This window comes from Micromonospora sp. L31, assembly GCF_052068075.1.
In the GTDB taxonomy this organism is placed as follows: Bacteria; Actinomycetota; Actinomycetes; order Mycobacteriales; family Micromonosporaceae; genus Micromonospora; species Micromonospora purpureochromogenes.
Window position 1 is genome coordinate 61,954 of record NZ_JBQHDC010000003.1, and the last position, 12,576, is coordinate 74,529.

General features: G+C 75.4%; 11 protein-coding genes. 6 read left to right on the forward strand and 5 right to left on the reverse strand.

From position 1 onward, the window contains the following. The first annotated feature begins 29 nt into the window (after positions 1-29). Complete coding sequence (locus ACTMS9_RS09860; RefSeq protein ID WP_441164965.1) at positions 30-1,256, forward strand: ROK family protein; 1,227 nt, start codon at positions 30-32, stop codon at positions 1,254-1,256. A 138-nt stretch (positions 1,257-1,394) separates the two neighbouring features. Here the strand turns inward: ACTMS9_RS09860 and ligD are convergent, their stop codons facing one another. Together ligD and ACTMS9_RS09870 are read right to left on the reverse strand one after the other, a co-directional pair. Next, on the reverse strand, positions 1,395-2,354 hold the full coding sequence (ligD, locus tag ACTMS9_RS09865; RefSeq protein ID WP_441142964.1) for a non-homologous end-joining DNA ligase: 960 nt from the start codon (positions 2,352-2,354) through the stop codon (positions 1,395-1,397). Between the two features lie 48 nt (positions 2,355-2,402). Further along, on the reverse strand, positions 2,403-3,164 hold the full coding sequence (locus ACTMS9_RS09870) for an isocitrate lyase/PEP mutase family protein (protein WP_441164739.1): 762 nt from the start codon (positions 3,162-3,164) through the stop codon (positions 2,403-2,405). A 53-nt stretch (positions 3,165-3,217) separates the two neighbouring features. Between ACTMS9_RS09870 and pdxR the strand changes: the two genes are divergently transcribed. Continuing rightward, positions 3,218-4,624 (forward strand): MocR-like pyridoxine biosynthesis transcription factor PdxR, encoded by a 1,407-nt coding sequence (gene pdxR / locus ACTMS9_RS09875; protein ID WP_441164966.1) that lies wholly within the window; start codon positions 3,218-3,220, stop codon positions 4,622-4,624. Here the strand turns inward: pdxR and ACTMS9_RS09880 are convergent. Next, positions 4,564-6,006 carry an MFS transporter gene (locus ACTMS9_RS09880; RefSeq protein ID WP_441164740.1) on the reverse strand — a complete coding sequence of 481 codons (1,443 nt, stop codon included), beginning with the start codon at positions 6,004-6,006 and terminating at the stop codon, positions 4,564-4,566. The genes pdxR and ACTMS9_RS09880 overlap by 61 nt on opposite strands. 99 nt (positions 6,007-6,105) lie before the next feature. On the opposite strand from ACTMS9_RS09880, the gene ACTMS9_RS09885 reads away from it, so the two are divergent. Next, on the forward strand, positions 6,106-6,474 hold the full coding sequence (locus ACTMS9_RS09885; RefSeq protein WP_179801629.1) for a winged helix-turn-helix transcriptional regulator: 369 nt from the start codon (positions 6,106-6,108) through the stop codon (positions 6,472-6,474). Here the strand turns inward: ACTMS9_RS09885 and ACTMS9_RS09890 are convergent. Then, positions 6,428-7,675 carry an FAD-dependent oxidoreductase gene (locus ACTMS9_RS09890; protein ID WP_441164741.1) on the reverse strand — a complete coding sequence of 416 codons (1,248 nt, stop codon included), beginning with the start codon at positions 7,673-7,675 and terminating at the stop codon, positions 6,428-6,430. The two genes, ACTMS9_RS09885 and ACTMS9_RS09890, sit on opposite strands and share 47 nt — an antisense overlap. Before the next feature lie 57 nt (positions 7,676-7,732). Here ACTMS9_RS09890 and ACTMS9_RS09895 point away from each other — a divergent pair, with 57 nt between their 5' ends. The 3 genes from ACTMS9_RS09895 (at position 7,733) to ACTMS9_RS09905 (ending at position 11,179) form a co-directional block, all read left to right on the forward strand. Beyond that, positions 7,733-8,344, forward strand: coding sequence for a PadR family transcriptional regulator (locus ACTMS9_RS09895; protein ID WP_441164742.1), 612 nt, complete (start codon positions 7,733-7,735; stop codon positions 8,342-8,344). A 77-nt stretch (positions 8,345-8,421) separates the two neighbouring features. Further along, positions 8,422-8,982: a TetR/AcrR family transcriptional regulator gene (locus ACTMS9_RS09900; protein WP_441142975.1), complete on the forward strand. Its 561-nt coding sequence runs from the start codon at positions 8,422-8,424 to the stop codon at positions 8,980-8,982. A 13-nt stretch (positions 8,983-8,995) separates the two neighbouring features. Further along, positions 8,996-11,179, forward strand: a complete 2,184-nt coding sequence (locus ACTMS9_RS09905) for an MMPL family transporter (RefSeq protein WP_441164743.1) — start codon at positions 8,996-8,998, stop codon at positions 11,177-11,179. 23 nt (positions 11,180-11,202) lie between these two features. Here the strand turns inward: ACTMS9_RS09905 and ACTMS9_RS09910 are convergent, their stop codons facing one another. Beyond that, positions 11,203-12,459, reverse strand: coding sequence for an erythromycin esterase family protein (locus ACTMS9_RS09910; protein ID WP_441164744.1), 1,257 nt, complete (start codon positions 12,457-12,459; stop codon positions 11,203-11,205). Positions 12,460-12,576: the final 117 nt, after the last annotated feature.

A 12,576-nucleotide genomic window follows, 5' to 3' on the forward strand; every position in this document is an offset into this window, starting at 1 on the left:
CGGGAGGCGGCCTGACCGTGGCGACACCCATGCGGTCCGGGCCACCCCGGCAGGGCCGCAACCCGGAACCCCTGCCGGCCTCGGCGCCCGGCGCCAGCCAGGAGGAGATCCGCCGGAAGAACCTCGGCGCCGTGCTGCGCTACGTCCACGTGCACGGCCCGACCTCCCGCGCCGAGCTGACCAGTCGGCTCCGGCTCAACCGGAGCACCATCGGTGCACTCGCCGCCGACCTCGCCGCCGCCGGCCTGGTGACCGAGGAGGCGCCGACCACCGCCCGCCGCGCCGGCCGCCCCTCGCTGGTGGTCAGCCCCCGCTCCAGCCGCGTCTACGCGCACGCGCTGAGCATCGAGGCGGACCGGCTGCGCGCCGCCCGCGTCGGCCTCGGCGGCCGCATCCTCGACCTGCGCGAGGCCGACCGTCCGTCCGGAATGGCGGCCCCCGACGCCGTCGCCCCGCTGGCCGACTTCGTCCGCGACATGGAACGCGCCGTCCCCGGTGACGCGCTGCTGGCCGGCGGCGCGGTCGCCGTGGTCGACACGACCCGCGACGCCGACGGCCGGATCCGGATCGGCGGCGCCGACGAGACGCTGCACGCCGCGCTCAGCGCGGAGTTCGGGGCCGGACCCCGATTCGTCACCGGCGACCTGGCCGACATCGCCGCTCTCGCCGAGCACGTCCGGGGCGTGGCGGCGGGGGTCAACGACGTCGTCTACCTGCACGGTGACCTGGGCGTCAGCGCCGGCATCATCAGTGGCGGCCGGCTGGTGCTCGGCCACCGCGGGCGCAGCGGCAAGGTCGGCCACATGGTGGTCAACCCGGACGGCCTGCCCTGCGGGTGCGGCTCACGCGGCTGCTGGGAGACCGAGATCGGCGAGGCGGCACTGCTGCGGCACGCCGGCCGGGAGCCGGGCGGCCCGGACGCGGTCGCCGACGTCCTGCGCGCGGCGGCGGCCGGGGAGCAGCCGGCGGTGGCGGCCGTGGAGCGGGTCGCCGACTGGCTCGGCTTCGGCGTGGCCAACCTGGTCAACGTGGTCAACCCGAACACCGTGGTGTTCGGCGGCTCGCTGCGCGAGCTCTACCTCGCCGGCGCGGGCACGGTCCGCCGCCGCCTGGACACGATGGTCCTGCCGCCCTGCCGCGAGATCGTGCACCTGCGCGCGGCGGCGCTCGGCCGCGACGCCGCCCTGATCGGCGCCGCCGAACTGGCCTTCGACACGCTCCTGGCGGACCCGCTGCAGATCGCCGCCACCGGCTAGGCGACTTCCCCGGCGGTCCGCCCGAGCGCCGCCGGCCGGCACCCGCCGCCTGGCCGGTCCCCGACGAGCGGCAGCGGACCCGAGGGCGCACGACACGTCGCCGGCGCTCGGCCGGCCCCGGTGGACCGAAACCGAAGGTCAGCCGGCCGCCCGCCGGGCCCGGGCCCGGCGCTTCCCCTCGTGCATGGCCTGCACCCGGGCGACCGGAATGGTCCGCCCCTCGGCGACCAGGTCGGCCGGGAGCCGCTGCGGCGCGGGCAGCGCGTCGGCCCACGGGTCCCGGTCGGCCACCAGCGCCGGCACCGTCCGCACCGTGAAGTCGGCCGGGGTGACCCGGTCGAGGTCGTCCCAGGCCACCGGGAAGGAGACCGGCAGGCCGGGCCGGACCCGTGGGCTGTACGCGGCCACCACGGTCGCCCCGCCGGCCCGGGTCGCGTCGACGAAGACCCGGCCACCCCGGTCCTCCCGGATGAAGGCGGTGGTGGCCAGGGCCGGGTCGAGCCGTTCGGCGTGCACGGCGAGCGCCCGGGTGGCGGCGGCCGCCTCCTCCGCGGTGGTCGCCGGGTCGACCGGTACGAAGACGTGCACGCCCTTCGCCCCGCTGGTCTTGAGCGCCCCGGCCAGGCCCACGTCGTCGAGCGCCTGCCGCACCAGCGCGGCGGCCCGGACGACCAGCCCGAACGGCTCCCCCTCCGGCGGGTCGAGGTCCAGCACCAGGTGGGTCGGGTGCTCGGGGTGCGCCACCGTGCTCAGCGTCGGGTGGTACTCGATCGCCCGCTGGTTGGCGAACCAGAGCAGGGTGCGCCGGTCGTCGCAGAGGGCGTACGACACCTGCCGGTGGGACGCCTCCGCCCAGACGGAGGTGCGGCGCACCCAGTCCGGCGTGTACTTGGGCAGGTTCTTCTGCATGAACGGGTCCTGCCCGCGCAGCAGCCGGATCACCGAGAGCGGCCGGTCGCGCAGGCCGGTCAGGATGCGCTCGCGCACGGCGTCCAGGTAGTCGACCAGGTCCCGCTTGGTGACGTCACCGCCGGCGAGCAGCGGTTGGTCCAGGTTGGTCAGCCCGACCCCGTCCCGGGTCTCCTCCGCCCCGCTCATCAGCCCACCTTCCCGGCTGCACCGTCCGGCCGCAAGCCGACGCGGCGGTCAGCCCGCGAACGGGTCGCCGCCGCCGCGCAGCACGTCGAGCATCCCGGCGGCCCGGGCCCGGGCCGCGGCGTACACGCCGGAGCCGAGGCTGATCCGGGCCACGCCGAGGCGGGCCAGCTCCCCGACCCCGGGGGTGCCGGGGCGCAGCAGCACGTTCACCGGCCCGTCGACCGCCGCGACGAACCGCCCGATCAGCTCCGGGTCGGCCAGCAGGATCGGGTAGACGCAGTCGGCGCCGGCGGCGCGGTAACGAACGGCCCGGCGGACCGCCTCGTCGAATGCCCGGGCCGGATCGCCGGCGGCGCGCAGGAAGACGTCCACCCGGGCGTTGACCACCAGGTCCGGCCCGGCCGCCGCACGGACGGCGGCGAGCAGGTCCGCCTGATCGTCCACCTCGCACAGCCGTCCGGTACCCGGTTCGGAGTCCTCCAGGTTGAGTCCGGCCGCCCCGGTGGCGAGCAGCCGCTCGGCCAGTTCGGCCGGCGGCAGGCCGTACCCGCGCTCCAGGTCGGCGGTGACCGGCACCTCGACGGCTCCGACGACCCGGGCCACCGCGGCGAGCATCTCGGCCACCGGGGTGGCCTCGCCGTCGGTGTGGCCGAGCGATTCCGCCACGGCGGCGCTGCTGGTGGCGACGGCGGGGAAGCCGGCGGCGGCGACGGCGCGGGCGGAGCCGGCGTCCCAGGCGTTCGGCAGGATCAGCGGGTCGCCGGGGCGGTGCAGGGCACGCAGCGCGGCGGCGGAACGGGTCGACGTCATGGGTCGATTCTCGGCCGGCGGGTGGCCCACCCCTAAGCTCCAATCCCGTGCCGATGGACTGGGCCGGTTTCGGCGTCGACCTGCACCTGGAGTTGGACGCCAGCGGCGGCCGGCGGGCCGGGCTGGAACGCGCGCTGCGCGCGGCCATCCGGGACGGCCGGCTGCCGCCGTCGACGCGGCTGCCCGCAACCCGGGCGCTCGCCGCCGAGCTGGGCCTGGCCCGGGGCACCGTCAGCGCCGCGTACGACCAGCTGGTCGCCGAGGGCTGGCTGGTGGCCCGGGTCGGCTCCGGCACCGAGGTGAGCCCGCTGCGGCAGGCCGGGCCGCCGGCCGCCACGCCGCCGCCCGGTCCCGCCGCGCCCCGGTACGACCTGCGGCCGGGCAGCCCGGACGTGGGCGCCTTCCCGGTCACCGCCTGGCTGCGGGCCACCCGCCGGGCGCTGGCCGTCGCCCCGGCGAGCGCGTACGGCTACGGCGATCCGCGCGGGCGGGCCGAGCTGCGGGCCGCGCTCGCCGGCTACCTGGGCCGGGCCCGCGGCGTGCTGGCCGACCCCGAGCGGATCGTCGTGACCAGCGGATACGTCCAGGCGCTGGTGCTGCTGACCACGGTGCTGGCCGACGCCGGCGCGCCGACGGTGGCGATGGAGGACCCGGGGTTGCCCTTCCACCGCGAGGTGGTGCGCCGCCAGGGCGGCCGGGTGCTCCCGCTGCCGGTGGACGACGGCGGGGCCCGCGCCGACCTGCTCGGCTCCGGTGCGCTGGCCGAGGTGGCGGCGGCGGTGGTCACCCCGGCCCACCAGTACCCGACCGGGGTGACGCTGCGCCCGGACCGCCGGCACGCGCTGACCGGCTGGGCCCGGGACGCCGCCGCCCTGGTGGTGGAGGACGACTACGACGGCGAGTTCCGCTACGACCGGCAGCCGGTCGGCGCGGTGCAGGGCATGGCCCCGGAGCAGGTCGCCTACGTCGGCACCGCGGCGAAGACCCTCGGCCCGGCGTTGCGGCTGGCCTGGCTGGTGCTGCCGGCCCGGCTGGTCGAGCCGGTGGTGGAGGCCAAGCGCCACCTGGACGTGCAGACCGAGGTGGTCGGGCAGCTCGCGCTCGCCGACCTGATCACCAGCCACGGGTACGACCGCCAGGTGCGCACCGTCCGCCGCCGCTACCGGCAGCGGCGTGACCTGCTGCTGGACCGGCTGGCCGGGCTGGCGCCCGTCGGCGGGGTCGCCGCCGGGCTGCACGCCACCGTCGCGCTGCCGCCGGGCGGGCCGACCGAGGCGGAGGTGCTGGCCGCCGCGGCCGCCCGGGGGTTGGCGCTGACCGGGCTGGACGCCCACCGGCACCGCCCCGGGGCGGGCCCGCCGGGCCTGGTCGTCGGGTACGCCACCCCGCCCGCGCACCGCTATCCGGCCGCGCTGGACGAGCTGGCCACGGTGCTGCGTACCGTCTCCACCCGGCCCTGACCCCGGCGCAGCGCCACCAGGGCGACCAGCAGCGCGGCGGTGACCAGGGCGGCCGCGGCGGCGAACGCGGCGCGGTAGCCGGCGGCGAGGGCGTCGGTCCCGGCCCGGCCGGCGGCGCCCAGCACGTCGGTGCGGTGAGCGGCCAGGGTGGCCAGCGCGGCCAACCCGAGCGCGCCGCCGACCTGCTGGGTGGTGTTGGCCAGCCCGGAGGCGAGGCCCGCGTCGGCCGGGTCCGCGCCCGCCATGGCGAGGGTGGTGACCGCGGGCAGGGTCAGCCCGCCGGCCAGGCCGAAGACGAGGATCGCCGGGAGCACGTCGGTCGGGTAGTCGCCGTCCACCGGCAGCCGGGCCAGCAGCAGGAACCCGGGTACGGCCAGCGCCAGCCCGGTGAGCAGCACCGCCCGGCCGCCGAACCGGGCGATCAGCCGCCCGGCGAAGCCGAGCGAGACCACCGCGATCACCACCGGGGTGGGGAGGAAGGCCAGCCCGGTGGCGGCCGGCGCCAGGCCCAGCACGAGCTGGAGTTCCAGGGCCAGCAGGAACTGGAAGCCGAAGAACGCGGCGATGGTGAGGAACTGGACCAGGTTCGCGGCGACCAGGTCCGGCGTGCGCAGCACCCGGGGCGGTAGCAGCGGGGTGGCGGCGACCGCCTGCCGGAGCGCGAACGCCCCGAGCAGCGCCCCGGCCAGCAGCGCGGCGGCGAGGGTGCGCGGGGACGTCCAGCCGTGCTCGCCGGCGCCGACGATCGCCACCACGGTGGCCATCAGGCCGGCGGTGACCAGCGCCGCGCCGGGCAGGTCGAGGCCGGCCCGCAGCCCGATGCCGGAGTCGGCCGGCACCCACCGCGCGGCGCCGCCCACGATGAGCAGGCCGATCGGCAGGTTGATCAGGAAGATCGCCGGCCAACCGGCCAGCTCGGTGAGGAACCCGCCGGCCAGCAGGCCGAGCGAGGCGCCGGCCGCGCCGGTGAAGCTGAACACCGCGATGGCCCGGGCCCGCTCGGCGGGCGCGGGGAAGAGCCCGACGACCATGCCGAGGCCGACCGCGGTGGTGAGCGCGCCACCGGCGCCCTGGAGGAACCGGGCGACGACCAGGGTGGTCGGGTCGCCGGCCAGCGCGCAGGCCACCGAGGCGAGGGTGAACAGGGCGACCCCGGCGAGGAACACCCGCCGACGGCCGGCCAGGTCGCCGAGCCGCCCGGCGAGCAGCAGCAGCCCGCCGAACGCGACCAGGTAGGCGTTGACCACCCAGGGCAGGTCGGCGGCGGCGAAGCCGAGGTCGCGCTGGATGGCGGGCAGGGCCACCGCGACGATGCTCCCGTCCAGAATGATCATCAGGCTGCCGGCGCAGAGCACGAGCAGCGCCGCCCATCGGTTCGTCATCGACGTCCTCCTTGGTGCACGGTTTGTTACCAAGGCCATCGTCTGTGACCATCAGACCGAGCGGAAGGAGGCACTTTGGTGTCCCAGGGGAACAGCTGTGTGTCCATCGGACGCGCCCAGGCCCGCGCCTGCACCGTCCGCGAGGCGCTGGACCGGGTCGGTGGCAAGTGGAGCATCGGCATCCTGGTGGCGGCCGCCAAGGGGCCGGTCCGCTTCACCGAACTGGAACGGCAGGTGGAGGGGATCAGCCGGCGGATGCTGACCCTCACCCTGCGCAACCTGGAACGGGACGGCCTGCTGCACCGGCGGGTGTACCCGACCGTGCCGCCGAAGGTGGAGTACACCGCCACCCCGATGGCCCTGGAGCTCTACGAGTCGCTGGTGGCGCTCACCGACTGGGCCGAACGGCACCGCGGGGCGATCAGCGAGGCGCGGGCCGCGTACGACCGGGAGCACGCGGCGCAGTGACTCCGGCGGCGACCGGCGCGTCCCACTCGACGTGGTGGTCGTACAGCCAGGCGAGGGAGGCGCCGCCGGTCTTCGCCATCCGCTTGGCGTACAGGGGCAGGGCGATGTCCCGCACCAGCCGGGCGACCGGACCGGCGGCCTTGGTGCCGCTGTTCCGCCGCCCCTGCGCCACCACCCGCTCGACCCGCTCCCGGCGCAGCCGCTCGTACGCGGTGAAGGCGGCCGGCACGTCGGGCAGGTCGCGCAGGCACCGGGCCAGCGTCACCGCGTCCTCGAACGCCATCGCCGCGCCCTGACCGGAGGAGGGGGCGGCGGTGTGCGCCGCGTCGCCGATGACGATCATCCGGTCGCGGTGCCAGACGGGCAGCGACGGCAGGTCGTAGGTGGGCCAGCCGTACCGGATCCGGTCGGTGGCCTCGACGATGCGCAGGGCCGGGCCGGCGTCGTCCGCGAAGAGGGCGCGCAGCCGGGCGCGTGACTCCTCCGGGCCGATGGCGGCGAGCTGATCCGGGGTCAGCTCCGCCGGCTGGGGCGGGTTGGCGAACCACCAGATCTCGTCGTCGCCCACGGGGATCCAGCAGAAGAAGCACCGCCGACCGAAGACCATGTTCATCACGCCCGGCTCGCCGGGCAGCCCGAGGCCGCGGGTGAAGCCACTGGCGTTGAGCAGCGGGACGTAGCGGGGCGCGGGCGCCGCCGGGTCGATGATCTCCCGGGTCCGCGAGCGCAGCCCGTCCGCGCCGATCAGGAGGTCACCCTCGGCGCTCCGGCCGTCGGCGAACCGGGCCGTTACCCCCACCCCGGTCGACTCGGCCGACACCAGGCGGGCGCCGTGCACGATCGGTACGCCCTGCCGGGCGGCCTCGTCACGCAGCGCCCGGTAGAGGTCGGACCGACGCACCGTGGTGCTGCCCCGCCCCCGGGTACGGGTGCCGCTGGTGCCGAACTCGCCCAGCCGGCGGCCCTGGTGGTTGAACATCGCCATCCGGGGAGTCGGGTGGCCGAGCCCGGCGACCAGCGCGTCCAGGCCGATTGCCCGCAGCGCGTCCATCCCGTTGACCGAGAGGGTCAGGAAGGAGCCCACGCCGACGGCGTCCCGCTCGTACGCCTCGTGGATCGCCGAGTCGATGCCGGCGCGGCGCAGGGCGAGGGCGGCGACCGGGCCGGCGATGCCACCACCGATGATCAATGCTTTAGTCATGTAATGACTATACATAGAATGACTATGACGGGGAAGACCGTCACCTAAGGTGAGGCCATGGCCGCCCGCGCACACCGCCACTCACCGCTGGCGATGATGGTGCTCGCCCTCCTGGTCGAGCAGCCGATGCACGCGTACCGGATGCAGCAGCTCATCCAGGAGCGCGAGAAGCAGGACGTGGTCAACGTCGCGCAGCGCAACAGCATCTACCAGGCCATCGAGCGGCTGCGGCGCGACGAGCTGGTGCGGGTCAGCCACACCGCCCGGGACGAGCGGCGGCCGGAACGCACGGTCTACGAGCTGACCGACGCCGGCCGGCGGACGCTGGACGGCTGGCTGGTCGAGGCGCTGGCCACCCCGGCGCGCGAGTTTCCCGAGTTCCCCGCCGCGCTCTCCTTCCTGCCGCTGCTGCCACCGGCCGAGGCGGCCCGGCAGCTCGAACGACGCGCCGAGACCCTCGCCGCGCGGCTGCGCGAACGCGAGGCCGTCCTCGCCCGGGTCGACCTACCGCGGCTCTTCCTGGTCGAGGACGAGTACCGGCTGGCACTGCTGCGCACCGAGCTGGACTGGGTCCGCGGCCTCGCCGGCGACCTGCGCGCCGGGACGCTGACCTGGTCCGGCGAGTGGCTGGCCGGCTGGACCGGCGGGGCGGACGGCGCCGGGGAGTGACCGGTGTGGCGAACGCCACCCGATGCGTCTGACCGATCGGTCAGGCTCTGACCGATCGGTCAGGCATGCTGGAACGCATGGCACGGACGACCCCGCAGACCCACGGCGAGATCCTTGCCGCGGCGGCACGGCGGTTCGCGGTGACCGGCTACAAGGGCACCTCGTTGCAGGACATCGCCCGTGCGGTGGGCTGTTCCAAGGCGGCCGTGCTCTACCACTTCGCCAACAAGGAAGCCCTGCTCGCCGAGCTGATGGCCAGGCCGATCGAGGTGCTGCGCCAGCTCGACGAGCGGATCGCCGCCCTCGACGGCGCCGCCGCCCAGCGCGCCGCCGCCGAGGGCTTCGTGGACCTCGCGGTCCGCTTCCGGCGGGAGATCGCGCTGCTGCGCGGCGAGTTCCCCGAACTGCTGGCGCAACCGGCCTTCGCCCACGTCCAGCGCATCTCCGAACGGCTGCTCGACGCGCTCGCCGGGCACTGCGAGGGCCCGGGCGGCCGGATCGCGGCGATGGTCGTGCTGGCCGGGGTGCCGGAGGCGTGCGCCGAGTTCGTCGACGTGCCCGACGACGAGTTGCGCCCCGCCCTGCTGGCGATCGCCACCCGGGCGCTGGCACCGCTCGACCCACCCAACCCCGAATGAGGACAAGGATCTGATGGCGACCCTGCTGTACCGGCTCGGCCGGGCCTCATTGCGCCACCGGCGACTCGTCGTCGCCGTCTGGCTCGTCGTACTCGTCGGCCTCGGCCTCGCCGCGGCGACCCTGCGCGGCCCGACGGCGAGCAACTTCACCATGCCCGGGACCGAGTCGCAGCAGGCACTGGACCTGCTGGCCGAGCGGTTCCCGGCGGCCAGCGGCGCCACCGGGACCATCGCGGTCAAGGCGCCGGCGGACGGCCAGCTCGCCACGCCCGAGGGGCAGTCGGTGGTCAAGGGCGTCGTGCAGGAGGCCGCGGCCCTGCCCGGCGTGGTCGGCGCCGTCGACCCGTTCCAGGTCCAGGCGGTCTCCCCCAACGGCCGGTACGCCCTGGTGCAGGTGCAGTTCGCGACGGGCGCCGACGAGGTCACCGACGACCAGCGCGAGGCGTACGAGAAGGTCGGCGCGCAGGCCGAGGCGCAGGGCTGGCAGGTCGCGCCCGGCGGCGAGGTGCTCAACACCGAGCCCGAGGTCGGCTCCACCGAGGCGCTGGGCGTGCTGGTCGCCGCGATCGTCCTGATCATCACGTTCGGCTCGCTGGTCGCCGCCGGGATGACCATGCTCAACGCCCTGATCGGCGTCGCCGTCGGCATGGCCGGCCTGTTCGCGCTCAGCGGCGTGGTCGAGCTGACCAGCACCGCACCCATCCTGGCCCTGATGCTCGGCCTGGCCGTCGGCATCGACTACTCGCTCTTCATCACCTCCCGGCACCGGCAGAACCTGCTCGACGGGCTGGAGCCGGACGAGGCGGTCGGCCGGGCGGTGGGCACCGCCGGCTCCGCCGTCGTCTTCGCCGGCGCCACCGTGGTCATCGCGCTGGCCGGCCTGGCCGTGGTCAACATCCCCTTCCTCACCGTGATGGGTCTGGCCGCCGCCGGCACCGTCACCGTGGCGGTGCTCGTCGCGATCACCCTCCAGCCGGCCCTGCTCGGCTTCGCCGGCCGCAAGGTGCTCCCCCGCAGGCTGCGCCGGGCCGAGGCCGCGCCGGCCGCCGGCGACACCCCGCCCGCCGAGGACCGCTCCGGCTTCGGCTTCCGCTGGGCGCACTGGGTCACCAAGCTGCGGATCCCGGTCATCCTGGTCGGCCTGCTCGGCCTCGGGCTGCTCGCGCTGCCGGCGCAGGACATGCGGCTGGCCCTGCCGGACGCGGCCACCGCGCCCGAGGGCAGCGCGGCCCGGGTCAGCAGCGACGTCATCCGCGAGGGCTTCGGGCCCGGCTTCACCGGCCGGCTCGCCGTGGTGGTCACCTCGGACTCCCCGCAGGACACCGCGGCCGCCGTACCGCAGGTCACCGCGCTGATCCAGCGCACCGAGGGCGTGCTGGCCGTGGCCCCACCGCAGGTCGACCCCTCCGGCCGGACGGCGCTGCTCGGCGTCATCCCCAGGACCGGGCCGACCGACGCGGCCACCGAGACGCTGGTCCACGACATCCGCGACGGCGTCGGCTCGATCGGCAACGCCGAGGTGCTGCTCACCGGCGTCACCGCGATCGGCATCGACGTCTCCGAGAAGCTCTCCGACGCGCTGCCGGTCTACCTGCTGCTCGTCGTCGGGCTGTCGATCCTGCTGCTGATGCTGGTGTTCCGCTCGATCCTGGTGCCGGTCAAGGCGGCGCTGGGCTTCCTGCTCACCGTGGCCGCCACCTTCGGCATCACCGTCGCGGTGTTCCAGCAGGGGCACCTGGCCGACCTGGTCGGGCTGGACACCCCGGGCCCGCTGATCAGCTTCCTGCCGATCCTGCTGATCGGCATCCTGTTCGGACTCGCCATGGACTACGAGGTCTTCCTGGTCTCCCGGATGCGGGAGGACTTCGTGCACGGCGACACCCCGCACCAGGCCACCATCAACGGGATGGGCCACGGCGCCCGGGTGGTCACCGCCGCCGCGCTGATCATGATCTCGGTCTTCGGCGGCTTCGTCTTCCTCGACGACCCGGTGATCAAGTCGATGGGCTTCGCGCTCGCGATCGGCGTCGCCATCGACGCCTTCGTGGTGCGGATGACCATCGTGCCGGCGGTGATGTCGCTGCTCGACCGGACGGCCTGGTGGCTGCCCCGCTGGCTGAACCGGGCACTGCCCAACGTGGACATCGAGGGTGAGGGGCTGCGCGCCCACCTCGACCGGGAACCGGTCGACGCCTGACGGACGGGGCCTGCCCGGCCGGCCTACACGCCGGCCGGGTAGGTCTCCATCTCACCCATCGCGCTCAGCGCCGGCAACGGATGCAGCGCGGTGGTCTCGTCGCACCAGATGAACCCGTCGTACCGCTCGGCCAGCCGGGTCGGCACGTAGTTGCCCCAGGACTCGAAGGTCGGGTCGTAGACCACCCCGATCGCCCGGTGGTCGACGGTGCCGGTGATCCACTCCGGCTCGTCCGCACCGCCGAAGACCAGCACCGCGCGCTCCGGCATCAGCTCGTGCAGCCGCCGCTCCACCGAACCCTCCCGGGCCGGCGGCACCACCATCGCCTCGGCCGGCGAACCCCAGCGCGGCGCGGCGACGACCGTCCCCCGGTAGCCGCCGAAGCCGACCAGCACGACCCCGTCGCGGCCCAGCCGTTCCCGGCCCAACTGGCCGATGTTCACCAGCCCGTCGGCGGCCATGTCGGTGGCCCGGGCATCTCCCACGTGCGTGTTGTGCGCCCAGACGATCCCCCGCGACTGGGGGCCGTAGTGCTCCAGCAGGCGGTCCAGGGTGTCCGTCATGTGGATGTCCCGCACGTTCCACGACTCCGGGCCGCCGCGCACCATCGCCCGGTAGTAGCGCTCCGCGCCGGCCACCACCTCCGCGTTCTGCCAGGCCGCGAAGGCGTCCGGGCCGTCCGCCGCGGCGTGTGCCCGGGTACGCGCCAGCAGGCGTACCACCTCCTCCTCGCAGCGCGCGGAGACGAACCGGCTGGCCGCGCCGTACTCCTCGACCTGCTTGCCGTACGGCTCGAAGCAGCGGTAGGCCTCCTGCGCCGCCTCCAGCGACTGCGGGTCCTCCTCGCCGAGGTAGTCGAAGATGGCCTGCATCGACTCCCACAGGCTGTAGACGTCCAACCCGTGGAAGCCGGCCCGCTCCCCCGCCGGGCGTTCCATGTTCCAGGCCCGCAACCAGCGGCAGAACCGGTTCACCTCGGCGTTCGCCCACATCCAGGTGGGCCAGCGTTCGAAGCATTCCAGCGCGAGCCGCGGGTCGGCGGCGCCGCCGGGCGCGCCGGTCACCGACCGGTTCACCCGGTCGCAGTCCGGCCAGTCGCCCTCCACCGCCACGAAGGAGAAGCCGTGCTCGGCGATGAGCCGGCGGGTGAGCTGCTCGCGCAGCCGGTAGTAGTCGTAGTTGCCGTGCGTCGCCTCGCCGATCATCACCACCCGGGCGTCCCCGACACGCGCCAGCAACGGATCGAAGTCGCTCGGCGCGCCGAGCCGCTGAACCAGCATGTGCGCGGCTACCCGGCGGGCCGGCGACCAAACCGCCGCCCGTGGCCGCGGGCGTCGACGGGCGTCCCGGTCTCACCCCTGGAACCGGTCACTTCCGCCGATTGCGGTGTGCCGGCG

What these genes read in the sequence shown, in the direction of transcription:
- pdxR (WP_441164966.1), top strand. Translation starts at nt 3,218, where the DNA reads ATGGACTGGGCCGGTTTCGGCGTCGACCTGCACCTGGAGTTGGACGCC.
- ACTMS9_RS09895 (WP_441164742.1), top strand. Translation starts at nt 7,733, where the DNA reads ATGGCCGCCCGCGCACACCGCCACTCACCGCTGGCGATGATGGTGCTC.
- ACTMS9_RS09860 (WP_441164965.1), top strand. Translation starts at nt 30, where the DNA reads ATGCGGTCCGGGCCACCCCGGCAGGGCCGCAACCCGGAACCCCTGCCG.
- ACTMS9_RS09880 (WP_441164740.1), bottom strand. Translation starts at nt 6,006, where the DNA reads ATGACGAACCGATGGGCGGCGCTGCTCGTGCTCTGCGCCGGCAGCCTG.
- ACTMS9_RS09900 (WP_441142975.1), top strand. Translation starts at nt 8,422, where the DNA reads ATGGCACGGACGACCCCGCAGACCCACGGCGAGATCCTTGCCGCGGCG.
- ACTMS9_RS09870 (WP_441164739.1), bottom strand. Translation starts at nt 3,164, where the DNA reads ATGACGTCGACCCGTTCCGCCGCCGCGCTGCGTGCCCTGCACCGCCCC.
- ACTMS9_RS09910 (WP_441164744.1), bottom strand. Translation starts at nt 12,459, where the DNA reads ATGCTGGTTCAGCGGCTCGGCGCGCCGAGCGACTTCGATCCGTTGCTG.
- ACTMS9_RS09890 (WP_441164741.1), bottom strand. Translation starts at nt 7,675, where the DNA reads ATGACTAAAGCATTGATCATCGGTGGTGGCATCGCCGGCCCGGTCGCC.
- ACTMS9_RS09905 (WP_441164743.1), top strand. Translation starts at nt 8,996, where the DNA reads ATGGCGACCCTGCTGTACCGGCTCGGCCGGGCCTCATTGCGCCACCGG.
- ligD (WP_441142964.1), bottom strand. Translation starts at nt 2,354, where the DNA reads ATGAGCGGGGCGGAGGAGACCCGGGACGGGGTCGGGCTGACCAACCTG.